21 protein-coding genes and 1 tRNA gene are annotated in these 25,471 nt (G+C 69.9%); 7 read left to right on the top strand and 15 right to left on the bottom strand.

The window, feature by feature from the left end; translation table 11 throughout:
• The first annotated feature begins 100 nt into the window (after window positions 1-100).
• From pepN to AB0D29_RS13045, 3 genes are all read left to right on the top strand, one after another.
• Window positions 101-2,620, top strand: coding sequence for an aminopeptidase N (gene pepN / locus AB0D29_RS13055; protein WP_362853862.1), 2,520 nt, complete (start codon window positions 101-103; stop codon window positions 2,618-2,620).
• A 235-nt stretch (window positions 2,621-2,855) separates the two neighbouring features.
• Window positions 2,856-4,268, top strand: a complete 1,413-nt coding sequence (locus AB0D29_RS13050; RefSeq protein ID WP_362853860.1) for an aminotransferase class V-fold PLP-dependent enzyme — start codon at window positions 2,856-2,858, stop codon at window positions 4,266-4,268.
• Window positions 4,265-5,674, top strand: a complete 1,410-nt coding sequence (locus tag AB0D29_RS13045; protein ID WP_362853859.1) for a SidA/IucD/PvdA family monooxygenase — start codon at window positions 4,265-4,267, stop codon at window positions 5,672-5,674. Before AB0D29_RS13050 ends, AB0D29_RS13045 begins: the two co-directional genes overlap by 4 nt.
• 167 nt (window positions 5,675-5,841) lie before the next feature.
• On the opposite strand, the gene AB0D29_RS13040 is transcribed toward AB0D29_RS13045, so the two are convergent.
• A complete protein-coding gene (locus AB0D29_RS13040) occupies window positions 5,842-7,644 on the bottom strand; it encodes a 5'-nucleotidase C-terminal domain-containing protein (RefSeq protein WP_362853858.1) in 1,803 nt (600 codons plus the stop codon).
• Window positions 7,645-7,774: 130 nt separating this feature from the next.
• Between AB0D29_RS13040 and AB0D29_RS13035 the strand changes: the two genes are divergently transcribed.
• Window positions 7,775-8,476, top strand: a complete 702-nt coding sequence (locus AB0D29_RS13035; RefSeq protein WP_362853857.1) for an SIMPL domain-containing protein — start codon at window positions 7,775-7,777, stop codon at window positions 8,474-8,476.
• A 147-nt stretch (window positions 8,477-8,623) separates the two neighbouring features.
• Window positions 8,624-10,051, top strand: a complete 1,428-nt coding sequence (gene pyk, locus AB0D29_RS13030) for a pyruvate kinase (protein ID WP_362853855.1) — start codon at window positions 8,624-8,626, stop codon at window positions 10,049-10,051.
• A 97-nt stretch (window positions 10,052-10,148) separates the two neighbouring features.
• Here pyk and AB0D29_RS13025 read toward each other — a convergent pair whose 3' ends face one another.
• The gene (locus tag AB0D29_RS13025; RefSeq protein ID WP_362853854.1) at window positions 10,149-10,400 is read right to left on the bottom strand and encodes an EF-hand domain-containing protein; all 252 of its coding nucleotides are present in this window, start codon (window positions 10,398-10,400) and stop codon (window positions 10,149-10,151) included.
• A 64-nt stretch (window positions 10,401-10,464) separates the two neighbouring features.
• Between AB0D29_RS13025 and AB0D29_RS13020 the strand changes: the two genes are divergently transcribed.
• Window positions 10,465-10,920, top strand: a complete 456-nt coding sequence (locus AB0D29_RS13020; protein WP_362853853.1) for a MarR family transcriptional regulator — start codon at window positions 10,465-10,467, stop codon at window positions 10,918-10,920.
• A gap of 67 nt (window positions 10,921-10,987) precedes the next feature.
• On the opposite strand, the gene AB0D29_RS13015 is transcribed toward AB0D29_RS13020, so the two are convergent.
• From AB0D29_RS13015 to AB0D29_RS12995, 5 genes are all read right to left on the bottom strand, one after another.
• Window positions 10,988-12,337 (bottom strand): hypothetical protein, encoded by a 1,350-nt coding sequence (locus AB0D29_RS13015; protein ID WP_362853851.1) that lies wholly within the window; start codon window positions 12,335-12,337, stop codon window positions 10,988-10,990.
• A 30-nt stretch (window positions 12,338-12,367) separates the two neighbouring features.
• Complete coding sequence (locus AB0D29_RS13010) at window positions 12,368-13,297, bottom strand: hypothetical protein (protein WP_362853849.1); 930 nt, start codon at window positions 13,295-13,297, stop codon at window positions 12,368-12,370.
• On the bottom strand, window positions 13,294-13,818 hold the full coding sequence (locus tag AB0D29_RS13005) for a hypothetical protein (protein ID WP_362853847.1): 525 nt from the start codon (window positions 13,816-13,818) through the stop codon (window positions 13,294-13,296). Before AB0D29_RS13005 ends, AB0D29_RS13010 begins: the two co-directional genes overlap by 4 nt.
• A 182-nt stretch (window positions 13,819-14,000) precedes the next feature.
• Window positions 14,001-14,531 carry a GNAT family N-acetyltransferase gene (locus AB0D29_RS13000; protein ID WP_362853845.1) on the bottom strand — a complete coding sequence of 177 codons (531 nt, stop codon included), beginning with the start codon at window positions 14,529-14,531 and terminating at the stop codon, window positions 14,001-14,003.
• Window positions 14,532-14,734: 203 nt separating this feature from the next.
• Window positions 14,735-14,807, bottom strand: a tRNA-Leu gene (locus AB0D29_RS12995).
• A 99-nt stretch (window positions 14,808-14,906) separates the two neighbouring features.
• On the opposite strand from AB0D29_RS12995, the gene AB0D29_RS12990 reads away from it, so the two are divergent.
• Window positions 14,907-15,560, top strand: a complete 654-nt coding sequence (locus AB0D29_RS12990; RefSeq protein WP_362853843.1) for a response regulator — start codon at window positions 14,907-14,909, stop codon at window positions 15,558-15,560.
• Between the two features lie 69 nt (window positions 15,561-15,629).
• Here AB0D29_RS12990 and AB0D29_RS12985 read toward each other — a convergent pair whose 3' ends face one another.
• From AB0D29_RS12985 to AB0D29_RS12950, 8 genes are all read right to left on the bottom strand, one after another.
• On the bottom strand, window positions 15,630-16,346 hold the full coding sequence (locus tag AB0D29_RS12985; protein WP_351591614.1) for an ABC transporter ATP-binding protein: 717 nt from the start codon (window positions 16,344-16,346) through the stop codon (window positions 15,630-15,632).
• Window positions 16,343-17,440, bottom strand: a complete 1,098-nt coding sequence (locus AB0D29_RS12980; protein WP_362853842.1) for an ABC transporter ATP-binding protein — start codon at window positions 17,438-17,440, stop codon at window positions 16,343-16,345. The genes AB0D29_RS12985 and AB0D29_RS12980 overlap by 4 nt, the downstream gene beginning before the upstream one ends.
• 5 nt (window positions 17,441-17,445) lie before the next feature.
• The gene (locus tag AB0D29_RS12975) at window positions 17,446-19,170 is read right to left on the bottom strand and encodes a branched-chain amino acid ABC transporter permease (RefSeq protein ID WP_362854031.1); all 1,725 of its coding nucleotides are present in this window, start codon (window positions 19,168-19,170) and stop codon (window positions 17,446-17,448) included.
• Between the two features lie 5 nt (window positions 19,171-19,175).
• The gene (locus AB0D29_RS12970) at window positions 19,176-20,108 is read right to left on the bottom strand and encodes a branched-chain amino acid ABC transporter permease (RefSeq protein ID WP_030707127.1); all 933 of its coding nucleotides are present in this window, start codon (window positions 20,106-20,108) and stop codon (window positions 19,176-19,178) included.
• 108 nt (window positions 20,109-20,216) lie between these two features.
• Window positions 20,217-21,449 carry a branched-chain amino acid ABC transporter substrate-binding protein gene (locus AB0D29_RS12965; RefSeq protein ID WP_362853840.1) on the bottom strand — a complete coding sequence of 411 codons (1,233 nt, stop codon included), beginning with the start codon at window positions 21,447-21,449 and terminating at the stop codon, window positions 20,217-20,219.
• Window positions 21,450-21,991: 542 nt separating this feature from the next.
• A complete protein-coding gene (locus tag AB0D29_RS12960; RefSeq protein ID WP_362853838.1) occupies window positions 21,992-22,390 on the bottom strand; it encodes a hypothetical protein in 399 nt (132 codons plus the stop codon).
• 174 nt (window positions 22,391-22,564) lie between these two features.
• Window positions 22,565-23,059: a hotdog fold thioesterase gene (locus AB0D29_RS12955; protein WP_362853837.1), complete on the bottom strand. Its 495-nt coding sequence runs from the start codon at window positions 23,057-23,059 to the stop codon at window positions 22,565-22,567.
• Between the two features lie 54 nt (window positions 23,060-23,113).
• The gene (locus tag AB0D29_RS12950) at window positions 23,114-25,384 is read right to left on the bottom strand and encodes an FdhF/YdeP family oxidoreductase (RefSeq protein WP_362853835.1); all 2,271 of its coding nucleotides are present in this window, start codon (window positions 25,382-25,384) and stop codon (window positions 23,114-23,116) included.
• Window positions 25,385-25,471 lie beyond the last annotated feature (87 nt).

Raw genomic sequence — 25,471 nt, 5'->3', positions numbered from 1 at the left:
CGGAACCCTAGGGCGGGCCCGGTAGACGGAACCGGCCGACCGAAGCGGCCGGCGGACCGGAAGATCGAGCTCCGCCGCCCGCTGGGGCAGCATGGCCCCCATGTCCGCACTGACGCGCAACGAAGCGCAGCTCCGAGCCCGGCTCCTCGACGTCCACCACTACGCCGTCACCCTCGACCTCACCGGCGACGACGACGAAACCTTCGACTCGACCACCGTCATCCGGTTCACCGCCCGCACCGCCGGTGACACCTTCGTCGAGCTGAAGCCGCAGGAGCTGCGCTCCGTCACCCTCGACGGCAGCCCCCTCGACCCGGCCGCCCTCGAGGACAACCGCCTCCCGCTCACCGGCCTCACCCAGGGCCCCCACGAGCTGCACCTCGACACCCGCATGCGCTACTCCCGCACCGGTGAGGGCCTGCACCGCTTCACCGACCCCGCGGACGGGGAGACGTACCTCTACAGCCAGATGTTCATGGACGACGTGCAGCGGGTCTTCCCGGCCTTCGACCAGCCCGACCTCAAGGCCGTCTTCGAGTTCACCGTCACCGCCCCCGCACACTGGACCGTCCTCGCCAACGGCATCACCACCCGCCTCGCCGACCGTGACACGGACGGCGCCGGCATCTGGCAGTCCGCCCCCACCCCCGTCATCTCCACCTACCTCGCCGCCGTCGCCGCAGGCCCCTGGCACAGCGTGACCACCGAACACGCCGGGCTCCCCTTCGGCATCCACTGCCGCCAGTCCCTCGCACCCCACATGGACGCCGACGCCGACGAGATCCTGTCCATCACCAAGGACTGCTTCGACCGGTACCAGGAGAAGTTCAGCGAGCCGTACCCCTTCGACTCGTACGACCAGGCCTTCGTCCCCGAGTTCAACGCCGGCGCCATGGAGAACCCCGGACTGGTCACCTTCCGCGACGAGTTCATCTACCGCTCCGCCGTCACCGACACCGAACGCCAGTCCCGGGCCATGGTCATCGCCCACGAGATGGCCCACATGTGGTTCGGCGACCTCGTCACCCTCGCCTGGTTCGACGACATCTGGCTCAACGAGTCCTTCGCCGAGTACATGGGCTACCAGACCCTCACCGAAGCCACCCGCTTCACCGACACCTGGACCGACTTCGGCGTCACCCGCAAGCCCTGGGGCTACGACGCCGACCAGCGGCCCTCCACCCACCCCGTCGCCCCCGCCCCCGACGACGTCCCCGACACCGCCTCCGCCCTCCTCAACTTCGACGGCATCTCCTACGCCAAGGGCGCCTCCGCCCTGCGCCAGCTCGTCGCCTGGCTCGGCGAGAAGGACTTCCTGGCCGGCATCAACACCCACTTCGCCCGCCACAAGTTCGCCAACGCCTCCCTCGCCGACTTCATCGACTCCCTCGCCGCCCACACCGAACGCGACGTCCGCGCCTGGGCCGACATCTGGCTGCGCACCACCGGGATCGACACCCTCACCCCGCGCATCGAGGAAGCCGCCCACGGCGCCGCCGGCTGGACCCTCACCGTCGACCGCCGCGGCAGCCGCCCGCACCACATCACCGTCGGCATCTACGACCGCCACCCCGCCGACGGCAGCACCCTGGAACCCCGCGAACCCCTCGCCCTCGACATCCCCTCCGACGAGGTCGTCTCCGTGAGCGGCGCCCGCCCCGCGCTGCTCCTCCTCAACGACGGGGACTTCACCTACGCCAAGGTCCGCCTCGACGAAACCTCCCTCGAAACGGTCCTGCGCGGCCTGTCGGGCATCCCCGACGCCCTCACCCGCGCCGTCGTCTGGAACGCCCTGCGCGACATGGTCCGCGACGGCGAACTGGACCCGCAGGACTACCTGTCGACCGCCGGGGCGCACCTGCCGCAGGAACACGACCTGGCCATCGTCCAGGGCGTGCTCTCCTTCGCCCGAACCCAGGTCGCCGTCCGCTACGTCGCCCCCGAGGACCGGACCGCCGCCCTGGCCACCCTCACCACCATCGCCCGCGACCTGATCCGCCGCACCGAGGACGGCTCGGAGCCCGGCCTGCGGCTCACCGCCGTACGCACCCTCATCGACAGCGCCACCCGGCCCGACACGATCGACTCCTGGCTCGCCGACGACACCGTCCCCGGCGGCCCCGCACTCGACCCCGAGCTGCGCTGGCGCATCCTCGCCCGCCTCGCCGTCCTCGGCACCATCGAGGAGGAGGACATCGACGCCGCCCTCGCCGCCGACCCCAGCGCCACCGGCCAGGAAGGCGCCGCCCGCTGCCGCGCCTCCCTCCCCACCCGCGAGGCCAAGGCCGCCGCCTGGGACCGGCTCTTCCACGACGACAGCCTGTCCAACTACCTCTTCAGCGCCACCGCCCAGGGCTTCTGGCAGCCCGAGCAGGCCGAACTCGTCGAGGAGTACGTCACCCGCTACTACCCCGACGCCGTCGCCCTCGGCGCCCGCCGCGGCCCCGCCATCGGCGAAGCCGCCGGCCGCTGGGCCTTCCCCGCCTACGCCATCGACGAGGCCAACCTCCAGGCCGGCCACGCCTGCCTCGCCGACCCGGACATCCTCCCCCTCCTGCGCCGCAAACTCGTCGACCAGCTCGACGACCTCACCCGCGCCCTCCGCGTCCGCACGGGCTGACCGGCCCCACCCGGTCCCCGGGGCTCCGCCCCGCTCCTTCAGCCCCTCCGGCGATCGAGGAGCGGGGTCCGGGGCGCAGCCCCGGGTCTTCGAGCCCCGCCGGCGACGGAGGCGGGGCCGGGGCGCCACACCCACCGGAAACACCGGACAAACCCCGGCGGTTACCCCATTCGGGTCGGATCGTTGTACTGGCAGGGTGCCCCGCACCGCACCCCTCCCAGCACCGGAGGACCCGATGACCGCGCCGCCCGGCACTGGCACTGGCACAGGCCCAGGCACACCGCCCCCGCTCGCCGGCGGAGCCGGCGGCCCCGCGGCCCTGCGGCCCCTCCTCGACACCGTCCTCGACGCCCTGCAGGCCGGAGCCCGCGACCGCGGCGGGCCCCTGCCCGCCGGCGGACCCGAGGCGCAGGCCGCCCGCGTCCGGGCCGCACTGGGCGACGTACTGCCCACACGCGGAACCGGCGACCACGAAGCGCTCCGCACCCTCGTACACACCCTCGCCGCCGGCGCCGCCGACCCCGCCGACCCCCTCTGCGCGGCCCACCTGCACTGCCCGCCGCTCGCCGTCGCGGCCGCCGCCGACCTCGCCGCCAGCGCCCTCAACCCCTCCCTCGACTCCTGGGACCAGGCGCCCGCCGCCTCCGCCGTCGAAGCCCTCCTCACCCGGGCCCTCGCCGCCGAGTTCTACGACACCCCCCACGCCGACGCCCTCGTCACCACCGGCGGCACCGAAGCCAACCAGCTCGCCCTGCTCCTCGCCCGCGAACGCCACGGCCCCGCCCTGACCGTCCTCCACGGAGCCAACGCCCACCACTCCATCCCGCGCGCCGCCTGGCTCCTCGGCCTCCGCCCGGCCACCGAACTCCCCACACCCGCCGGCGTCCTCGACCCGGCCCGGCTCGCCGTCGCCCTCGCCGCCACCCCCGGCCCCACCCTCGTCACCGCCACCGCCGGCACCACCGACGCCGGACTCATCGACCCCCTCCACCGCATCGCCGACCTCTGCGACCGGTACGGCGCCGACCTCCACATCGACGCCGCGTACGGGGGCCTCCTCGCCCTCAGCCCCCGCCACCGCGGCAAACTCGCCGGACTCGGCCGCGCCCGCTCCCTCACCGTCGACCTGCACAAACTCGGCTGGCAGCCCGTCGCCGCAGGACTCCTCGCCGTTCCCGACCGAGCCCTGCTCGCCCCCCTCGCCCACCAAGCCGACTACCTCAACGCCACCGACGACACCGAAGCCGGCCTGCCCGACCTGCTCGGCCGCTCCCTGCGCACCACCCGGCGCCCCGACGCCCTCAAGATCGCCACCACCCTGCGCTCACTCGGCCGCGACGGCCTCGCCCGCCTGATCGACCGCACCTGCGAACTCGCCCACGACCTCGCCGCACTCCTCGACGCCCACCCCGGCTTCGAACTCCACTCCGTCCCCACCCTCACCACCGTCCTCTTCCGGCCCACCCACGCCGACGACGACCAGCTCGCCACCCTGCGCCGCACCCTCCTGCACGAAGGCCGCGCCGTCCTCGGCCGCACCCACGCCGACGGCCGCCTGTGGCTCAAAGCCACGCTGCTCAACCCGCACACCACCGCGGGGGACATGGACACCCTCATCGCCCTCCTGGAAGGCAGCACCCACCGATGACCGCCCAGCTCGATGCCCCCCACGACCTCGTCGGAATCGGCATCGGACCCTTCAACCTGTCCCTCGCGGCCCTCGCCCACGGCCTGCCGCAGCAGGGCGTGGGCGAACTCGCCACCGCCTTCTACGACCAGCGCCGCGACTTCCGCTGGCACCCGGGCCTCCTCATCGAAGGAGCCACCCTCCAAGTCCCCTTCCTCGCCGACCTGGTCACCCTCGCCGACCCCACCAGCCCCTGGAGCTTCCTCAGCTACCTCAGGCACAAGGAACGGCTCTTCCCCTTCTACTTCGCCGAGCAGTTCCACATCCACCGCGCCGAATACGACGCCTACTGCCGCTGGGTCGCCGGCCGCGTCCCCGGACTCCACTTCGGCCACCAGGTCGACGCCGTCCGCTGGAACCCCGAACGCGACCTCTTCGAAGTCGACTTCACCCAACTCGACGCCGACGGCGAAGTCGAAGCCCTCGGCCGCACCCACACCCGCCACCTCGCCCTCGGCATCGGCACCGCCCCCTACGTCCCCGAACCCCTGCGCCCCCTCGCCGAAGCCCCCACCGTCCCCGTCATCCACTCCGCCGACTACCTCGACAACCGCCAACGCATCCTCGGCGCCGACCACGTCACCGTCATCGGATCCGGCCAGTCCGGCGCCGAGGTCTTCCTCGACCTCCTCCGCGCCCGCCCCGCCGGCCGCGAACGCCTCACCTGGCTCGCCCGGACCCCCTCCTTCGCCCCCATGGAGTACTCGAAGCTCGGCCTCGAACACTTCACCCCCGACTACACCCGCTACTTCCACTCCCTCCCCGAACCCGTACGCAACCAGCTCGTCCCCGCCCAATGGCAACTCCACAAGGGCATCGACGCCGACACCATCGCCGCCATCCACCAAGAGCTCTACCGCCGCACCCTCCACGGCGGCTGGCCCGACGCCGTCCTCACCCCCGGCGTCAGCGTCCGCACCGCCGGCCGCGTCGCCACCACCAAGGTCGAACTCCACCTCGAACACGTCGAGCAGGGCACCCGCTCCCGCCTCACCACCGACGCCGTCGTCCTCGCCACCGGCTACCGCGAACGCCCCCTCACCAGCCTCCTCGCCGGCCTCGACCCCTACCTGCGCAAGGACTCCGCCGGCCGCCCCCGCATCGACGACCGCTACCGGATGATCACCGACCCCGCCGTCACCGGCTCCGTCTTCGTCCAGAACGGCGAACGCCACACCCACGGCGTCGGCGCCCCCGACCTAGGCCTCGCCGCCTGGCGCAGCGCCGCCATCCTCAACACCCTCACCGGCAAAGAGCCCTACCCCCAACCCACCCGCACCGCCTTCACCACCTTCGGCCTCGAACAGCGGGAGCACACCCGCCCCCGACCCGCGGGCGAACTGCTCCCCCTCGTCGAACACCCCTGACCCGCCACCCAGCCCGCCGCACCGCCGCGCACACACTCCCGCACGACGACGCTCCTCCTCGACGGCGGGCCGCCCCCCCCCCGGCCGCCCCGGCGACCTCCCCGCCCCCACGCACAGCGGCCGGGACCCCGCCCCAGCAGGTCCCGGCCGCACCACCCGCGAACGGACTAGAACACCGGCACGCCGGCCCGCGTCAGCCGCCAGTCCACCGAAGCGAACTGCGCCGGATCGATCGTCCCCTTCGCCTTCACCCACTGGATGATCGTGTTGCGGATCTCGTCCGAGTTGGACCACAGCTGCTTGGCCTGCGGCACGTGCGGGAAGTTCCCACCGCCCGACGCCCGGTAGTTGTTCACCGCGAACACGAACTGAGCCGCCGGATCCACCGCCTTCCCCTGGAAGGTCAGCCCCGTGATCCGCGAACCCGCCGGCTGCGCGATGTCGATGTCGTACGCCAGCCCGTACACGGCGTCGTAGTTGTAGTCCGGAATGCTCTCGGCGTTCGTCAGCTTCGCCGGATCCACCGCGTCACCCGGCGCCGTCCGCACGAAGTAGCGCGCCGAGTACTCCAGGTAGTCCTTCAGCTGCGCACCCGTCAGCAGCCGCGCCTCCATCGTGTTCTCGAACGGGTACAGCCCCGCCGCGTCCTTGATCGTCACCTGACCGGCCGGGATCGCCGCCGTCCGCGAGAAGCACGAGGCCTGCGACAGCACCGGAAGCGCCGCCCACTCCGTACCCGCCAGCGCCGCCTTCACCGTCTCCGCCTGTACGTGGTTGATCAGATCGATGATCGCCACGTCCTTGACCGGGCCGTCCGCCGAGGACATCGCCTGCGTGGACGTACCGATCACCTGGTTCACGTACGCCACGACCTTGCGGTGCTCGTCCGACAACAGCCGCGTGATCTTCGGGTCCTCCGCCACCGTGTTGGAGTTCAGCACCTTCGCCGCGACCTTCGCCACCGACCAGCGGCCCTTCGCCCACGTCAGCTCGAAGTCGAACAGCGTCAGCCGCTGCCCCCACTTCAACGGCTCCGACAGCACCACGTCCTTGCCGGTCGCCTTGTTCTTCACCCGGTACTCGGGGATCTCCGTGTGCGCGTGCCCCACCAGGATCGCGTCGATCCCCGGCACCTGTTCCGCCACCAGCCCGGCCGCGTTCTCGATGTGGGGCAGCTGGTCCCCGTACGAGGACGTACCGCTCGACCCCGAGTGCGCCGACACGATCACCACGTCGGCGCCCATGGAACGCAGCTTCGGCACGTACTTCGCCGCCTGCTCCTCCAGCCCCGGGAACGTCATCTTGCCCTGCACATTGGCCTTGTCCCAGATCGCGATCCCCGGGTTCGTCAGCCCCAGCACCGCCACCTTCACGTCCCGCCCGCAGGGCGTCCGCAGCCGGTGCATGCTGTACGGCGCGAACGCCGGCCGCAGCGTCTTCGCATCCAGGGCGTTCGCCCCGAGCAGCGGGAAGTCACACTGCTCCTCGAACTTCCGCAGCACCGGTATCCCGTAATTGAACTCGTGGTTCCCCAGCGCCGCCGCGTCATAGCCGATCGCGTTCATCGCCTGCGCCATCGGGTGCACCGGGCCCCGCCGCGCCGTGATCGGATCCACCTTGGCGTAGTAGTAGGACAGCTGCGTGCCCTGGATCGTGTCACCGGCATCGATCAGCAGCGTGTTGCGCCGCCCCTTCTCCGCCCGCACCTGGTTCACCAGGGTGGAGATCTTCGCCAGACCGACGTCGTTGTGCGCCTTGTCGTCGAACTCCTTGTCCGTGAAGTAGTCCCAGTTGAATACGTTCCCGTGCAAGTCGGTCGTGCCCATCACCGTGAACGCGTACGTCCGCGGCGCCGGGCCCTTCACATCCTGCTGCTGCGCGGCGGCCGGGGTGCTCGTGGCCCCCGCCAGCGCGACGGCCGCACCTGTCGCGGCCGTGGTCCCCAGAAAAGTCCTGCGGTCGAACGCCATGCCATCTCCCCTTTTGAGGCGTGAACAACGCGCGTAGATTCTGACCCACCGGTAACAGGCGGCAACACCCCCGTCAGGTTTCGATCCGGTGACCACACCCCCGTACGGGCGACAGTGCGAGAGTGAATCCATGACCCAGGACGCATCGCACCAGCCCTACGGCACCCCCGAAGTACCCCGCGTCGCAGTCCGCGGCGAAGCCCACATCGAAGTCGACCCCGAGATCGCCCGCATCGGCATCACCGTCAGTGCCCGCGGCGCCGACCGGCGCACCGCACTCGAAGACCTCACCCGGCGCAACAACACCGTCCTCGACCTCATCAAGAGCTACGGCGAACCCGTCGAGAAGCTGGAAACCGGCTCCTTCTCCATCACCCCCGAACTCACCCGCCACGGCCGCGCCGAACGCGTCCGCGCCTACCACGGCCGCGTGCACATCACCGCCGAGGTGAGCGACTTCACCGCCCTCGGCGAACTCACCACCCGCCTCGCCGACCTCGAACTCACCCAGGTCGACGGCCCCTGGTGGGCCCTGCGGCCCACCTCGCCCGCCCACGGCCAGGCCCGCCGCCAGGCCGTGCTCGAAGCCGTCCAGCGCGCCCGCGAATACGCCGAGGCACTCGGCGCCCAACTCGCCGCCCTCGTCGAACTCGCGGACCTCGGCGCCGAAGACGCGAGCCCCTACCCCGTCCCCGCCGGCGCCGGAATGCGCACCATGGCCTTCAGCGCCGCCGAGGACGCCGGCCCCCCGCCGCTCGACCTCGAACCGCAGCGCCAGACCGTCCACGCCCAGGTGAACGCCCGCTTCACGATGACCCCTCCGCGGCTCTGAAGAACCCGTGAAATCGGCGCGCCGGGGGTGCTCATCAGAGCACCCCCATGCACATTCAACAGTTGTCAACAACCTTTTGCTCAAAGGTTGTTGAGTGGACACCCGGAAGCGATTACCTACTCTCTGGTAGGGGAATACGCTCGCCTCATGCGCCGAGCGAAAATCGTATGTACCCTGGGCCCCGCCACCGACTCATACGACCAGATCAAAGCCCTGGTCGAAGCCGGAATGGACATCGCCCGCTTCAACCTCAGCCACGGCACCTACGCCGAACACGAGGAGCGTTACCAGCGCGTACGCAAGGCCTCCGACGAGACCGGCCGCAGCGTCGGCATCCTCGCCGACCTTCAAGGCCCGAAGATCCGCCTCGGCCGCTTCCGCGAAGGACCCGTACTCCTTGAACGCGGTGACGAGTTCACCATCACCGTCGAAGAACACGAAGGCGACCGCCACACCTGCGGCACCACCTACAAGGGACTCGCCACCGACGTCACCACGGGCGAACGCATCCTCGTCGACGACGGCCGCGTCACCCTCGAGGTCACCGCCGTCGACGGACCCCGCGTCCACACCCGCGTCATCGAAGGCGGCATGGTCTCCGACCACAAGGGCCTCAACCTCCCCGGCGTGGCCGTCTCCGTCCCCGCCCTGTCCGAGAAGGACATCGAAGACCTCCGCTGGGCCCTGCGCATCGGCGCCGACGTCATCGCCCTCTCCTTCGTGCGCAGCGGCCGCGACATCGAAGACGTACACCGCATCATGGACGAGGAGGACCGCCGCCTCCCCGTCATCGCCAAGATCGAGAAGCCCCAGGCCGTCGACAACATCGACGACATCGTCGCCGCCTTCGACGGCATCATGGTCGCCCGCGGCGACCTCGGCGTCGAAATGCCCCTGGAACAGGTCCCGATCGTCCAGAAGCGAGCCGTCAAGCTCGCCAAGCGCAACGCCAAGCCCGTCATCGTCGCGACCCAGATGCTCGACTCGATGATCGAGAACTCCCGGCCCACCCGCGCCGAAGCCTCCGACGTCGCCAACGCCGTCATCGACGGAACCGACGCCGTCATGCTGTCCGGCGAGACCAGCGTCGGCAAATACCCCGTCGAAACCGTGCGGACCATGTCCCGCATCGTCGAAGCCGCCGAAGAGGACATCCTCGCCAAGGGCCTGCCGCCCCTGACCGACCGCAACAAGCCCCGCACCCAGGGCGGAGCCGTCGCCCGCGCGGCAGCCGAAATGGGCGACTTCCTCGACGCCAAGTTCCTCGTCGCCTTCACCCAGAGCGGAGACACCGTCCGCCGGCTCTCCCGCTACCGCTCACCCATCCCCCTCCTCGCCTTCACCCCCGACCCCTCCACCCGCTCCCAGCTCAACCTCACCTGGGGCGTGGAAACCTTCCTCGGCCCCCACGTCGACTCCACCGACGCCATGGTGGCCCAGGTCGAGGAAGAACTCCTGCGGATCGGCCGCTGCGTCCCCGGCGACACCGTCGTCATCACCGCCGGCTCGCCCCCCGGCGTCAGCGGATCCACCAACCTCGTCCGCATCCACCACATCGGCGACGCGGTCCGCTGAACCCGCCCGCCGCGGCAGCCGCGGCCACGGCACCCCCCGTACGAGACGCACCGCGTCGGGCGGCCCCACCGGCCCGACGCGGTCACCGCACCCGGCCCTACCAGCCGAAGCGCCGATCGACCACGGCCGCGAACTCCTCGAAGGTCAACACCTCGTCCCCGTTCGCATCGGCCGCATCGAACAGAGCCGACGACGCGTGCGCGTCACCCAGGCCCCAGAACGGCAGGTCCCCGCGCGCGGCCAACGTCGGCCCCTTCGACCGCAGGGCCGAAATCACCTCCACCCGGGTCAACTGACCGTCCTCGTTCAGATCGAGCGCGTCGAACAGCCTGCGGGCCTTCTCACTCATCACGGAGTCCCCTCTTCCTTGTCGCCCTTGACCTCAACCTAACCTGAGGTCATACGGTCATCACATGACGATCAAGGAATACCCCCAGGAGCAGCTCGCCGCCCAGCCCATCGGCTACTGGACCCGCGAAGCCGCCAACCTCGTCATCGGCGGCCTCCGCGCCGCCCTCGCCGAGGAGAACCTCACCCAACCCCACTGGTGGAGCCTCAACCACATAGCCGGCGCCCCGGGGGAATGGACCCGCGCCGCCCTCACGGCGAAGCTGACCCCCTTCGACGACCAGCACACCGACTTCGAAGCCCTCTACGCCGACCTCACCGCCCGCGGCTGGATCGCCGAAACCGACGACCGCCTCACCCTCACCGAAGCCGGCGAAGCAGGCCGCCTCCGCGCCCACGACCGCAACGCCAAGGTCCACGCCCGCATGCGCGAGGGCATCGACGACGCCACCTACGCGGCCACCATCGACACCCTCCGCCTCGTCGTCGCCAACCTCGGCGGCAACCCCGACCTCCCCTGATCACGGACCGGATCAGCCGCCACGAGCGGCTCGATCCGGTCCCACATCAAGGCGACAGCGACACGCGTCAGCCCTCGGCACCGGCCGGTGACGTGGCCCCCACCGGGGTGGGGGCGTTGGGGCGATCGGACTGACAGCGCTGCTTCTCCGAGGCCGTCAGAGGGCCGGTCCGCTGATAGATGCGGTCGGAGAGATCGGTCGAGGGGTGATCGAGAACGGTGTGGATGCGCCAGTCGTTATTGGGGTCAGCGGCCTTCGTGGTGGCGGTGAACCACCCCTCGGTGCGCCGGCGTCCCGCCTGCGTCTCGATCCAGGAAACCTCCGCCGGCTGGACGATCTCGGTGACCGAGCGCTCCTGGCTGGTGCTCCAGGCGGGGCTGAGACCCGTGCCCCGCGTGTACTGCTGGGCCATGTTGGTCGGAGCTCCGGTACCGCTCCCGGGCAGCCCGGCGACCGCGGGCAGATCACCGTAGGACCGGTTGGCCGTGGAGACGGGACGGATGCGGTTGAGGGTGTTGCGGGTGCAGTTGAGGTAAGTCTCCGCAGCAACGCGGGCGGGGGCGTAGTAGCTGAACGAGTAGTCCTCCTCGGCCGTGAACGTGCAGCGGTTCACGGCGCCGTTGCAGTACGCGACAGCGTCCGCAGTGGTACTACGGCGATCGTTGCCCATGAAGGCTTCGGAGGCCGGCAGGGCGCCGGCCGGGATGGTCTTGTCGACAGGCGGAGGCTCCTGGGTGGCACGGACATTGGTGATCATCGGCCCGCAGTTGCCGCTGGCGTTCTGCGCGTTGGGGACGCTGGAGGTGAAGGTGATCAGCGGCTCGTTCGCGTTGGCGGTGAAGCTGTAGGTGACGTTGGTGCGCCAGGCCGGCTTCCAGTAGTTGCTGGGCAGTTTCTCGGTGGTGGGCAGGGTGGTACCGCTGGTGAGCGGGCCGCCTTCGCCCTCGATGGTGTAGGTCTGGCCCTCAGCGAGTGCGGCGGCGGTGCAGGTGTTGATAACGCCGGGGCTTTCGTCATAGGTGACGGTGACCCGTGCCCCGCTGCGCACACCGCGCAGCCGCTGCTTGAGGCCGTGGGCGGCGTTGGGGAAGCGGAGACTGGCGGCGGTCAGGCCGTCGGGGTGGCCGCTGGTGGCGGCGTTCCAGCGGTAGACACCGGTGGTGGTGCCGGTCCCCGCGGTGGAACCGACCGACCAGGCGTACGGGTTGACGCCGGTGTAGGCGGCGGTGAAGGCGGGTTGGGCGAAGTCGCCGTTGAGGACGGTGACCGGTACGGGGGCCGCGGCCCGGGCGGGCGGGACGGCCGCGTGGGCGAGGGGTGTTCCGGCGAGCAGGCCGAGGGACAGACACACGCCGATGACCGGCGCGGTACGGGTGAGGACGCCGGCGGGGGCGGCAGAGCGTGGGCGGGATGCCATGGGGTTCTCCACAGTGGTTCTCGCGGGTGGTCAGGACGTGGCGGGGGTGAGCACGTCACGGTCCTTGAACCGGGAACCCTCGGGCAGGTTCGCGGGCGTCAGGCCGCGGGGCGGGGCCGGTGCGGTGGTGTCCTCGGTACCGGTCTTGCCCTCCGGCCGCAGGCGGTCGCAGGTGTTGCCGGGCACGGTGAAGGTGTCCGCGACGAAGGTGCTGGTGTTCACCGTGGAGGGCCCGTCGACGACGACCCTGCGGATACCAGAGCCGGTGCCGGTGGTGATCTCTCCCGCGATGCGCTGCATGGCGGAGCTCGCACCGAAGACGAGCGCGTCGCCCGGGCGGACCTTGGTGCTGTAAGTGGTCTTCTCGGTCTGCTCGGTCGTCCAGCTGCGCTGGTAGGCGAGCTTGAAAGCGCCCTCGAAGGCTCCCTTGACGCCGAGGGAACCGGCGATCTTCCCGCTGCCCGAGGCCCCGGCCTCCGCGCCGACGGTGGCGGTCGGGCCCTTCGACTTGTCCGGGGTGGAGAACTCGCCGGTCGCCTTCCCGTTGACGCCGGCGGTCACCTCGCCGGAGGTGTTGATCGTGCCCTCGATCGCGATCTTCCCGGTGATCTCCCCGCCGAGGTTGTCGCTGCTCGCGGTGCGCAGGGTGATCTCCCGCGCGACGGTGATCTCGTCCTTGGTGCAGTTCACGACCGCGTTGCCCAGCGACTTGACGGCGCTGTAGTAGTCGCCGGACCCGGCACGGTTGATCTCGAACCGGCAGCCTCCGGGATGCGAGGCGCAGTACTCGGTGACCTTCTGCGTCGTGGCGAGCTCGGTGTTGCCCTCGTAGGCGACCGGAGTCGGTACCTCGGGCGGCGCGGCCGCGTACGAGGAGCCGGTGGTGCAGGTCAGGGCGAGGAGGGCTGCCGTGGCGGCCAGGGCCGCGCGCCGTCCGGGCATGGCGATGGTCATCTTCACCGGTTCATCTCCCCGCACAGAGAGGTCATTTCGGGGGCATCGGACAGACCGGCCGGGAGGTCGGCGGAGAAGGAGGCGCAGCTGCCGTCGAGGGCGGTCTCGGCGTTGCCGGACGGCGCCGGCTTCATGGTGTCCAGCTCGCCGCGGGCCTGTGCCATATCGGTCTCCTGCGTCGTGCCGCCGCCGATCAGCTCAGTCATGCACGCCTTGGACTCCGCCGTGCACTTCTGGGCGGCCTGCTTGGCGGCCCCGATGTCCTCCTTCGCCGCGGCGGCGTCCTGCTTGGCGGCAGCGCGGTCCCCGTCGACGGCCCCGCGCTCCTCGGGAGAGGCCGAGCACGGCTTGGCCTCTCCACCGGGGCACGGCTCCTCGTCATCAAGGGGCGCCAGGACAGCGGCGGTTCGGTGGAACTGGACGGGTGAGGCGGGCAGTAGTGGGGAGGCCGCCGCGGGCGAGAGCCCGCAGACGAGGGCGAGGACCGCGATGGACGCGGCGATGGGGATACGGGGGAATCTGCGCATGCCGAATAGGCCCCTTCCGGGGGTAACGGGACGAACGAGAGTTCGCAGTCCGAATGGATGCGCACGCAAAGTAACAGACGACTACCGACCGTTACCAGTTTCGTGATCATGGTTCCCCGGATTGGCCGCATGCACACAACAGGCCACCGCCTGAGGTGAGGCCGTCGAGGCCGTCGGGTGCGTCAGTCGACGCGCCGGGCCAGCACCTGGCCCGGCCAGTCCCCGGACAGGAAACGCTCGGTGGCGGCGAACCCGTTGCGCTCGTAGAACCCGACCAGCTCGCCCCCGCCGCCCGCCCAGCAGTCCACCCGCAGCAACTCCACACCGGCCCGCCGGGTCTCCTCGGCGGCGTGCTCCAACAGGGCCGCCCCGATCCCCAGCCCCGCGTGGCGCCGGTCCGAGACCAGCAGCCGGACGTACCGCTCCGGCTCGTCGGCCGGCGCGATCGGCATCTGCGGACTGGGCCCGGTGTCCAGCACCAGGGCCCCGACCGGTACCCCGCCCAACTCCGCGACGTAGGGCACGTTCTCGGTCGTGTACCGCTCGACGCGCTCCACCCCACCGGGCCGCTGCGAGTACGGGATCGTGCCCCACTGCTCGGTATTGCCCCGCGCGTTCATCCAGGCGACGGCGGAGTCGAGCATCCCGAGAATGCCCGCCGCGTCGTCCGGTCCGCCCGGCCTGATCCGTATGCCATGAGTCGTGTCGTTCACGAAGGCAGCCTAAGTCGGGTGGGTACGCAGCCTGATCGAATTCCCGGCCCGTACACCTCGGACAGTCGGTGTTCGGCCACGACTTGCTCCACGCTCAGGAGCTTCGCCATTGTTCGTCCGGTTGGCCGCAATTCGAAGTTTCGTTCACCGTGACGAGTGAAGATCGCAGAATAGGCTTGGCGACCTTGAAATTGAAGGAGAAGTACCCCGGGTCGGATTCGAACCGACGCTGAATGGGTTTTGAATCCATTGCCTCTACCGCTGGGCTACCGGGGCCCCTTCGAAACGAAGGATACAGAAGACCCTCCGTGTCACAAACATACAGGAGCTAGGTAGGCTCGGGGGAGCTGAATCGCCTTGCACCAAGGAGCCCCCGTGACCGCCGAGCACGAGTCGACGCCCACGCCCGACGCCGACCAGTCGCACGTTCCGCCGCTGACGACCCGCGTCGTCATCGCCGAGGACGAGGCGCTCATCCGCCTGGACCTGAAAGAGATGCTGGAGGAGGAGGGCTACTCCGTCGTCGGCGAGGCCGGGGACGGCCAGACGGCCGTGGAGCTCGCGCGTGAGCACCGGCCCGACCTCGTCATCCTCGACGTGAAGATGCCCGTCCTGGACGGGATCTCCGCGGCCGAGAAGATCGCGGAGGAGTCCATCGCCCCCGTGCTCATGCTCACCGCGTTCTCGCAGCGCGACCTCGTCGAGCGGGCCCGGGACGCCGGGGCCATGGCGTACCTGGTGAAGCCGTTCAGCAAGAGCGACGTGGTGCCGGCCATCGAGATGGCCGTCTCCCGCTTCGCGGAGCTGCGCGCGCTGGAGCAGGAGGTCGCCGACCTCTCCCAGCGGCTGGAGACCCGCAAGCTGGTGGACCGGGCGAAGAGCATCCTGCAGACGCAGTACGGGCTCACGGAGCCGGCCGCGTTCCGCTGGATCCAGAAGTCCTCCATGGACCGCCGGATGTCCATGCAGCAGGTCGCCGAGGTGGTCATCGAGGACGCCGAGGCGAAGAAGAAGGACAGCGGCAAGTAGGTCCACCCCGCACATGCGTGAGGCCCGCCTCCCCCCGAGGGGAGGCGGGCCTCACGCGTACAGGACGGCTCAGTCCTCGCCGAGGTAGGCCTTGCGGACGTCCTCGTTGTGGAGGAGGTCCCGGCCGGTGCCGGAGAGAACGACCTTGCCGATCTCCATGACGTGCGCCTGGTCGGCGAGCGAGAGCGCCGCCTGGGCGTTCTGCTCGACGAGCAGGATCGTCATGCCGGTGGCCTTGAGCTCCTTGATGGTCGCCATGATCTTCTGCATCATCAGCGGGGACAGGCCCATGGAGGGCTCGTCCAGCATGAGCAGCTTGGGCTGGGACATGAGCGCGCGGCCCATGGCGAGCATCTGCTGCTCACCGCCCGAGAGGGTGCCGGCGGCCTGCTTGCGGCGTTCGCCCAGGATGGGGAACATCTCGTAGGCGCGCTGGATGTCCTTCTCGATGCCCTCCTTGTCGGTGCGCAGGAAGGCGCCGAGCTGGAGGTTTTCGGCGATCGTCAGCCGGGGGAAGATGTGGCGTCCCTCGGGGGAGTGGGCGAGGCCCAGGGAGACGATCTTGTGGGCGGGGACGCTGGCGAGGGGCTTGCCGTCGAAGGTGATGCTGCCGCTCTTGGGCTTGATGAGCCCGGAGAGGGTGCGCAGGGTGGTCGTCTTGCCGGCGCCGTTGGTGCCGACGAGGCAGACGATTTCGCCTTCGTTGACTTCGAAGGAGATTCCCTTGACGGCTTCGATCTTGCCGTAGGCGACCTTGAGGTCCTCGACCTTGAGCAGTGCGGTCACTTGGCCTCTCCTTCCGTGCTGGTGGTGCGGGTGGTGCTGTCCGAGTCGGTGTCCGTGGCGGTGTCCGTGGACTCCGCGTCGGCCTGGGTCTCCGGCTCGGCTTCCGCCTCGGCGGTGGCTTCGGCCTCGGCCTCGGCTTCCGGCTCGGCTTCGGCCTCGGCCTGGGGCTCCGCCTCGGCTTCGGCTTCCGCCTCGGCCTCCGGCTCGGCGGCGGCCTCGGTCTTGGTCTCCGCGGCCTCTTCCGCAGCGGCTTCCGCTGCCTCGACCTCGGCGACCTCCGCGGCGCCCGGGTCGCCCTCGAAGGGCTCGCCCAGGTAGGCGGCGATGACGCGCTCGTCGCCCTGGACCTCGGACGCGGTGCCTTCGATGAGCTTCTCGCCCTGGACGAGGCAGGCGACGCGGTCGCAGAGGTTGAAGATGAAGCGCATGTCGTGCTCGATGACGAGGACGGCGATGCCCATGTCGCGGATGGCGAAGATGAGTTCTTCGGCAGCGCGGGTTTCCTGCGGGTTCATGCCGGCGGTGGGCTCGTCCAGGAGGATGAGTCCGGGGTCGCTGGCGAGGGCGCGGGCGATCTCCAGCTTGCGCTGCTCGCCGTACGGGAGGTTCTTGGCCAGGTGCTGGGCCTTGTTCTCCAGGCCGATGAACTCCAGGAGTTCCATGGCGCGCGCTCCGCTGGCGGCTTCGGCCTTCTTGAAGCCGGGGCCGCGCAGGAGTGCGGACCAGAGGCCTTCCTTCGTGCGGGTGTGGCGTCCGACGAGGACGTTCTCCAGCACGGTCATGTTGTGGAAGAGCCGGATGTTCTGGAAGGTGCGGGCGATGCCGGCTTCGGTGACCTTGTGGGGCTTGGGGGGCAGGACCGTGCCCTTGTAGCTGACGGAGCCCTCGGTGGGGACGTACAGCCCGGTGAGGCAGTTGAAGAAGGTGGTCTTGCCGGCGCCGTTGGGGCCGATGAGTCCGACGATCTCGCCGGCGTTGACCTGGAGGTCGACGCCCTTGACGGCGGTGAGGCCGCCGAAGCGCATGGTGACGCCCTTGGCTTCGAGAACCGTGGTCTTGGTGGTGGTGTCCGTGGTGGTCGCGGTGTTCGTCATGGCCGTTATGCCCCCGCCTTGGCGGTGGCCAGGTCCGTGGGGGCCTGGTCAGCGGTGTCGTCGTGGAACTCGAGCTGCGCGCGCTTGTTGGCGATGAGGCCTTCGGGGCGGAAGCGCATGAGCAGGATGAGGGCGATGCCGAAGGCGAGGAGCTGGTAGTCCTGGAGGAAGGCCAGCTTCGCCGGGATCAGGAAGAGGAGTGCGGCGCCGAGGATGGGGCCGCGGATGGTGCCCATGCCGCCGAGGATGACGGCGGCGAGGAGGAACGCGGAGTTCGGCGGGACGGGCCCGGCGAAGACGTAGTTCTCGGGGACGACCGTGCTGTTGACGTGTGCCTGGACGGTGCCGGCGAGGCCGGCGAGGGTGGCGCCGAGGGCGAAGGCGATGAGCTTGACCTTGAAGCCGTTGATGCCCATGGCTTCGGCGGCGGTCTCGTCCTCGCGGATGGCGACCCAGGCGCGGCCGATGCGGCTGCTGCCGGCGCGGGCGAAGACCACGACGACGAGGGCCATCACGAGCAGCATCAGGAAGTAGTAGTTGGCGTAGGCGCCGAGGGTGATGCCGCCGACCACGTGGGATTCCCCGAAGTTCCACCCGAAGATTTCGAGGTGGGGGATGTTGGGGATGCCGTTGGGGCCGTTGGTGATGTCCGGGCCGGAGGTGCCGTCGAGGTTGCCCATGGCGATGCGGAAGATTTCTCCGAAGCCGAGGGTGACGATGGCGAGGTAGTCGCCGCGCAGGCGCAGGGTCGGGGCTCCGATGACCACGCCGAAGATGAGCGAGGCGAGGGCGCCGACGATGACCGCTGCCCAGAAGGGCAGGTGGATGCCGAAGGCGGAGGCGGTGCTTCCGGAGACCAGGGCCGCGGCGTAGGCGCCGACGCCGAGGAAGGCGACGTAGCCGAGGTCGAGGAGGCCGGCGAGGCCGACGACGACGTTGAGGCCGAGGGCGACGGTCGCGAAGATCAGGATGTTGACCGCGATGAGCGTGTAGGTGTCGCCGCTCTGCTGGATGAACGGGAAGGCGATCGCCGCGGCCGCGGTTCCGATGAGGGTGACCTGGCGGTGCTTGGCGGTGATGCCGCCGAGGCGGGCGAAGAGGCCTGCCTTGTTCAGCGCGAGGGCGACGAAGCCGACGGTGATCAGGTAGGCGACGAAGAGCTGCGGTTCCTTGTCATCGGTGTCGATGCCGAAGGTGATGACGAAGAGGCCGATGGCGAAGACGCCGGTGATGATGAGGATTTCGGCCCAGGAGGGCAGCTGCTTGGCGGGGGCCGCCTTGCGGGTGTCGTCCGGGAGCTTGTACGCGGCGAGGGCCGGGATGAGCGAGCCGACGAGGGCGACGTACGCGCCGGGTTCGAGGTTGATCACGCCGCCGAGGACGACGGTGATGGAGATGACCGTGAACCAGGTGGCGGCGAGGCTGCCGAGGGCCAGGAACCAGACGGCCTTGCGGGTGCCGGTGGGGGCGAGCCAGCCGAGGCCCTTGATGCCGAGCGCGGAGAGCGCGTAGGCGAGGGTGAGGGCGGCGCCGGCGAGGGTGACGTACTGGAGGCCCGCGGGGCTGCCGTAGTAGGTCAGGTCGCCGGGGAACTCGGCGGTCCACGTCCACGCGAGGAAGGCGCTGACGATGGTGAGGAGGCTGCCGCCGATGACCGCGTACAGGAGTGCGGTGGGCGCGGGGCCCTGCTTGACCGTGTCGGTCTGCGGGGTGGTGTTGGTGGTGGTCATGGTTCTCACGCCCGATCCGCGACGCGCTCACCGAGCAGGCCTTGTGGCCGCACGAGGAGGACGACGATGAGGAGTACGAACGCCCAGACGTTGGACCAGGCTCCACCGCCGAGCTGCTGCATGCCGGGGATCTCTTCGATGTAGGCGATCGAGAGGGCTTCGGCGAGTCCGAGGACGACGCCGCCGACCATGGCTCCGTAGATGTTGCCGATGCCGCCGAGGACGGCCGCGGTGAAGGCCTTGAGGCCGAGGATGAAGCCCATCTCGAAGTTGATCTGACCCTTGTCGAGGCCGTAGGCGACGGCGGCGACCGCCGCGAACGCCGCACCGATGGCGAAGGCCATGACGATGATGCGGTCGGTGTTGATGCCCATCAGCTTCGCGGTGTCCGGGTCCTGCGCGGTGGCCTGCATGGCGCGGCCGCTGCGGCTCTTCTGGACGAAGATGCCGAGGGCGAGCATGCAGAGCGGGGCGAGGATGAGGACGAAGAGGTCCGCGCGCTGGATCGCCAGGCTGTCGGTGATCTTGAAGGCCGCGCCCTTGAACTCGGGGAAGCTGACTGCCTTCTTGGCGTCCGGGTAGAACTGCCAGACGAGCTGCTGGAGCGCGATCGAGAGGCCGATTGCGGTGATGAGGGGTGCGAGCCGGGGGGCGCTGCGCAGGGGGCGGTAGGCGAAGCGTTCGGCTGCGCAGGCCACGGCGACGGAGGTGGCAGCACCTCCGACGATCATGACGGGTATCGCGATCAGCAGGGAGGTGCCGGTCGGGAGGATGGCGTAGGCGCTGAGCGCGCCGAAGCCGCCGATCATGAAGATCTCGCCGTGGGCGAAGTTGATGAGCTGGACGATGCCGTAGACCATGGTGTACCCGATGGCGATGAGACCATAGAGAGCACCGAGGGCCAGGCCGTTGGCCAGCTGTTGCGGCAGTTCGTGCACCGCAGGGCCTCCGATGAGCGTGTCGGATAAGACTCCGCGCGAGGGCGCTGTTTGCGCCCTCGCGCGGCGTTGGTTCAGGTGGTGCGGGTGGTGCTGGGGACTACGGGCTTACTGGTTGAAGGTGTCGCTCTTGACGTCGACCCACTTGCCGCCCTCAACCTTGTAGACGGTGAGCTGCTTGTTGGTGGTGTCGCCGTACTCGTCGAAGGCGACCTTGCCGGTCACGCCTTCGAAGGAGACCTTGCCGAGCGCCTCGACGACCTTGGCGCGGGCGTCGGCGGGGAGCTTGCCGCTGTTGGCGGCGACGGCGGCCTTGACGGCCTGGATGACGGCCCAGCCGGCGTCGTAGGAGTAGCCACCGTAGGCGGCGTACGGGTCCTTGTAACCCTCGGCCTTGTAGTCCTCGATGAACTTCTTGGCGGTGTCCAGCTTCTCGACCGGGTAGCCGATGGAGGTGGCGAGGTCGCCCTCGTTGGCCTCACCGGAGGCGCTGATGAAGGCCGGGTCCTGGATGCCGTCGCCGCCCATGAGCGGGATGTTGGCGCCGGTCTTCTTGATCTGGTCGGCGAGCAGGCCGCCCTCGGGGTACTGGCCGCCGAAGTAGACGGAGTCGGCGCCGGAGGACTTGACCTTGTCGGCGGTGGAGGAGAAGTCGGTCTCCTTCACGGTGACGTGGTCGGTGCCGACGACCTCGCCGCCGAGCTTCTTGAACTCGTCGGCGAAGATCGCGGCGAGGCCGGCGCCGTAGGTCTGCTTGTCGTCGACGATGAAGACCTTCTTCTTGCCGGCGTCCTTGAAGAGGTACTGGGCGGCGAACTTGCCCTGGACCACGTCGGTGGCGGCGGTGCGGAAGTAGGTCTTGAAGCCGCGCTTGAACTCGCCCTTGCCCCAGTTGTCGCCCTGGCTGAGCGAGGGGTTGGTGTTGGCGGGCGAGACCTGCGCCAGGTTGGCGGAGGCGAAGACGCCCTGCATCTGCTGGGCGACGCCGGAGTTCAGCGGGCCGACGACGCCGAGGACGTCCTTGTTGCCGACGAGCTTGGTGGCGTTGGCCTGGCCGGAGGCGGGGACGGCCTGGTCGTCCAGGGCCTCGACCTTGAACTCGATGCCCGGGACCTCGTTGTTCTTGTTGGCCGTCTTGGCCGCGAGGTCGACGGAGTTCTTGATGCCCTGGCCGAGCGCGGAGAGCGAGCCGGTGAGCGGGGCGTCCACGCCGATGACCACGACGGTCTTCTTGCCGCCGCCGTTGTCCTTGGAGTCTCCGTCGCGCGATCCGCAAGCGGTGAGGGTCAGTGCTCCCGTGGTGATCACGGTGGTGAGGACGAGCAAAGAACGGTGTCGCACGATTCTTCCTTTCCCTGGCGCGGCTCTCTCGTGAGAGGTGCCGTTAGGTCGCCGGGCCGCACTGGGAGGTCCACGGCCGTGCTGATTCGCGCCCTGCGGCGCGGTGACTGGCCGTGACTCTAGGCCCGAGGTGGCGAGCACCGGGAGGCGGGAAAGGAGGATGTGACGCTCTTGTTATGCCAAGGCCAAGAATGTGTGGCGGGAGTGTGGACACAACGGACATTTGGTGACGGTGAATAGTGTCCGCATCCTGAGAAATACCTGTTCCCCTAAGGGGCTTGAGGCCTCCATGCACCTGTCTTAGATCAAATTCGGCCGAATGTGGCGGTGCGTGTCTGAAGGAATCCCCCCAGTGGCGATTCTCGGAGGAAAAGACGGATTACGTACGGCATGTGAATTACTCAGAGTAATGACGTGCGCGATCCGGCCCGGTCGGATGGATCTTGTCCGGGTCGCCGACATGGCCTCCGACCTGCGGTTCGGCCGTATGCGCGAATCTGCCCGGAAGCCGGACAGTGCGCTCGGGAATGCGGTGACCCGGGTCACGTCGGGGGTCGCCAGTTCTCCGAGCTGCCCGTCGCGCCGTTCTGCTCGCTGCAGCGCTGGGCCACGAAGCGGTCGATCAGCTCAAGTGCCTTGTCCCGTCCGGCAGTTCGCTCCTCGGTGCGGCCCGCGGCGACGGCGTCCTCGTGGATCGCGTACTGCTCGTTCGACAGGCCCTTCTGCTCCCAGTCGAGACCGGACCACTTGGTGCCCAAGAGGGTCTCCTTCGCCCAGTACGAGACGAGGCTCGTGCAGACCTGTGCGGGCGAGGAGGGGCTGGCGGACGGGCTCTGCGAGACCGCCGCGCGGGGTGGTGCGGAGGAAGAGCATCCGGCCAGGGCGAGCACCGCGAGGAGGGTGTGGGCGGCGTACCGGGCCGGGCGTGGCATGGTCCCCATGAGGGGAAGGTAGGCGGTCACCATCGGTGACACAACAGATGTCACCGCGAAGCGTGCGGACTGGCGGATTCCGGGCGGTTGCGGGTGCGGACCGGTCCGGGAACGTGCGCAGGCCCGGATCCGCCGCCCCGGGGCGGCGGATCCGGGCCTGTGGAGCCGGGCCTGCGGGCCGGGTCAGGCCCCCGCGGGGGTCTCGGTGGCGGTTCCGGCGGACTGGTCGACGTCGCGCAGCAGGCAGGTCAGGCGGGCGGTGCAGATCCGCTTGTCCTGCTCGTCGGTGATGACGATCTCGAAGGTGGTGGTCGAGCGGCCGCGGTGCACGGGGGTGGCGACGCCGGTGACGATGCCGGTGCGGGCGCCCCGGTGGTGGGTGCAGTTCAGGTCCACGCCGACGGCGATCTTGTTGATGCCGCCGTGCATCATCGCGCCGATCGAGCCGAGGGTCTCGGCCAGGACCGCCGAGGCCCCGCCGTGGAGCAGACCGTACGGCTGCGTGTTGCCCTTGACGGGCATGGTGGCGACGACGCGGTCGGCCGAGGCCTCCAGGATGCGGATGTCCATCCGCTCGCCGAGGTCTCCCGCAGAGAACAGTGCGGGGAGGTCGATGCCCAGGGCCGCGTACTCGTCGAGGACCTCCTGCGGGAACTTCACTGCGTGCTGCTCGCCCATGGTCAGGCTCCGTTCGTCAACGCTCGTTAACCTTCTTGTCCTGAGGTCGTTCTATCAGGCCGGTTCGAAACGCACGACGACGGACTTGCTCGCCGGGGTATTGCTGGTGTCCGCGGTGGAGTCCAGCGGGACCAGCACGTTCGTCTCCGGGTAGTACGCGGCTGCGCAGCCGCGGGCCGTCGGGTAGTGCACGACGCGGAAGCGGGGCGCCCGCCGCTCCACGCCGTCCCTCCACTCGCTGACCAGGTCGGTGTACGAGCCGTCCGCCAGGCCGAGCTCGGCCGCGTCCTCGGGGTTGACCATGACGACGCGGCGGCCGCCGGTGATGCCGCGGTAGCGGTCGTCGAGGCCGTAGATCGTGGTGTTGTACTGGTCGTGGCTGCGCAGGGTCTGCAGCAGCAGCCGGCCCTCGGGGATCTTCGGGTACTCCACGGGCGCGGCGGTGAAATTGGCCTTGCCGGTGGTGGTGGGGAAGCGGCGCTCGTCGCGCGGGGCGTGCGGCAGCCGGAAGCCGCCGGGGCGGGCCACCTTGGTGTTGAAGTCCTCGAAGCCGGGGATCACGCGGGCGATCCGGTCGCGGATCGAGGCGTAGTCCCGCTCGAACTCCTCCCACGGGGTGGCGGAGGCGGCGCCGAGGACCGCGCGGGCCATCCGGGCCACGATCGCGGGCTCGGAGAGCAGGTGCGGGCTCGCGGGGGCGAGGTTGCCGCGGGAGGAGTGGACCATGCCCATGGAGTCCTCGACCGTGACGAACTGCTTGCCGGAGGCCTGTACGTCCTTGTCGGTGCGGCCGAGGGTGGGCAGGATCAGGGCGCGCCGGCCGGTGACCGCGTGGGAGCGGTTCAGTTTGGTGGACACGTGCACGGTCAGGGAGGCGCGCCGGATCGCGGCCTCGGTGACCTCGGTGTCGGGGGTGGCGCCGACGAAGTTGCCGCCCATGGCGAAGAGGACCTTGGCCTTGCCGTCGCGCAGGGCCTCGATGGAGCGGACCACGTCGAAGCCGTGCCCGCGCGGCGAGGTGATGCCGAATTCCTTGTCGAGGGCGTCGAGGAAGGCGGGCGCGGGCCGCTCGAAGATCCCCATGGTGCGGTCGCCCTGCACGTTGGAGTGGCCGCGGACCGGGCAGACGCCGGCGCCGGGCCGGCCGATGTTGCCGCGCAGCAGGAGCAGGTTGACGACCTCGCGGATGGTGGCGACGGCGTGCTTGTGCTGGGTGAGGCCCATGGCCCAGCAGACGATGGTGCGCTCCGAGGCCAGGACCATGGCCAGCGCCTGCTCGATCTCCGGCCGGGTCAGCCCGGTGGCGGTGAGGGTCTCCGCCCAGTCGGCCTTCTTGGCGGCGGCCGCGAACTCCTCGTAGCCGTGGGTGTGCTCGCGGATGAAGGTCTCGTCGGTGGCGCCGTCCGCTTCCATGACCAGTTTGTTCAGGAGGCGGAAGAGGGCCTGGTCGCCGCCGATGCGGATCTGCAGGAAGAGGTCGTTGAGGGCGGTGCCCTTGAGCATGCCGAGGGGGGTCTGCGGGTTCTTGAACCGTTCGGTGCCGGCCTCGGGCAGCGGATTCACCGAGATGATCTTCGCGCCGGCGGACTTGGCCTGTTCGAGGGCGGAGAGCATGCGCGGGTGGTTCGTGCCGGGGTTCTGCCCGGCGACGATGATCAGGTCCGCCTGGTGGAGGTCCTCCAGGGAGACGCTGCCCTTGCCGATGCCGATGGTCTCGTTCAGCGCGGAGCCCGAGGACTCGTGGCACATGTTGGAGCAGTCGGGCAGGTTGTTCGTGCCGAACTCGCGGGCGAAGAGCTGGAAGAGGAACGCGGCCTCGTTGCTGGTGCGGCCCGAGGTGTAGAAGAGGGCCTCGTCGGGGGAGTCGAGGGCGGTCAGCTCCTCGGCGAGGACCGCGAAGGCCCGCTCCCAGCTGATCGCCTCGTAGCGGTCGCCGCCCTCGGCCAGGTACATGGGCTGGGTGATCCGGCCCTGCTGCCCCAGCCAGTACCCGGAGCGGGTGGCCAGGTCGGCCAGCGGGTGCGCGGCGAAGAACTCCGGGGTGACCCGGCGCAGGGTGGCCTCCTCCGCGACGGCCTTGGCGCCGTTCTCGCAGAACTCGGCGGTGTGCCGCTTGTCGCCCTCGGGCCAGGCACAGCCCGGGCAGTCGAAGCCGTCCTTCTGGTTGACCTTGAGCAGGGTGCGGGCGGTGCGGGCCACGCCCATCTGCTTCTGGGCGATCCTCAGGGTGTGCCCGATCGCGGGCAGCCCCGCGGCCGCGCGTTTCGGGGGCGCGACCTGCGGCGCATCCTGTGCCGGATCACCTGCGGGCGGCTTGGTGGCCATGACGCTCCCCTTTGAACAGTCCTGTCGTATCCGCCGATCCTGCCACGCCCCGCCGACATCGCCGACGGCGGATTTGCCCCTGCGCGC

This window comes from Streptomyces sp. NPDC048424 (assembly GCF_040651555.1).
In the GTDB taxonomy this organism is placed as follows: domain Bacteria; phylum Actinomycetota; class Actinomycetes; order Streptomycetales; family Streptomycetaceae; genus Streptomyces.
Note: the sequence above shows the minus strand (reverse complement) of the source record. Positions and strands in the feature narration are given on the sequence as shown.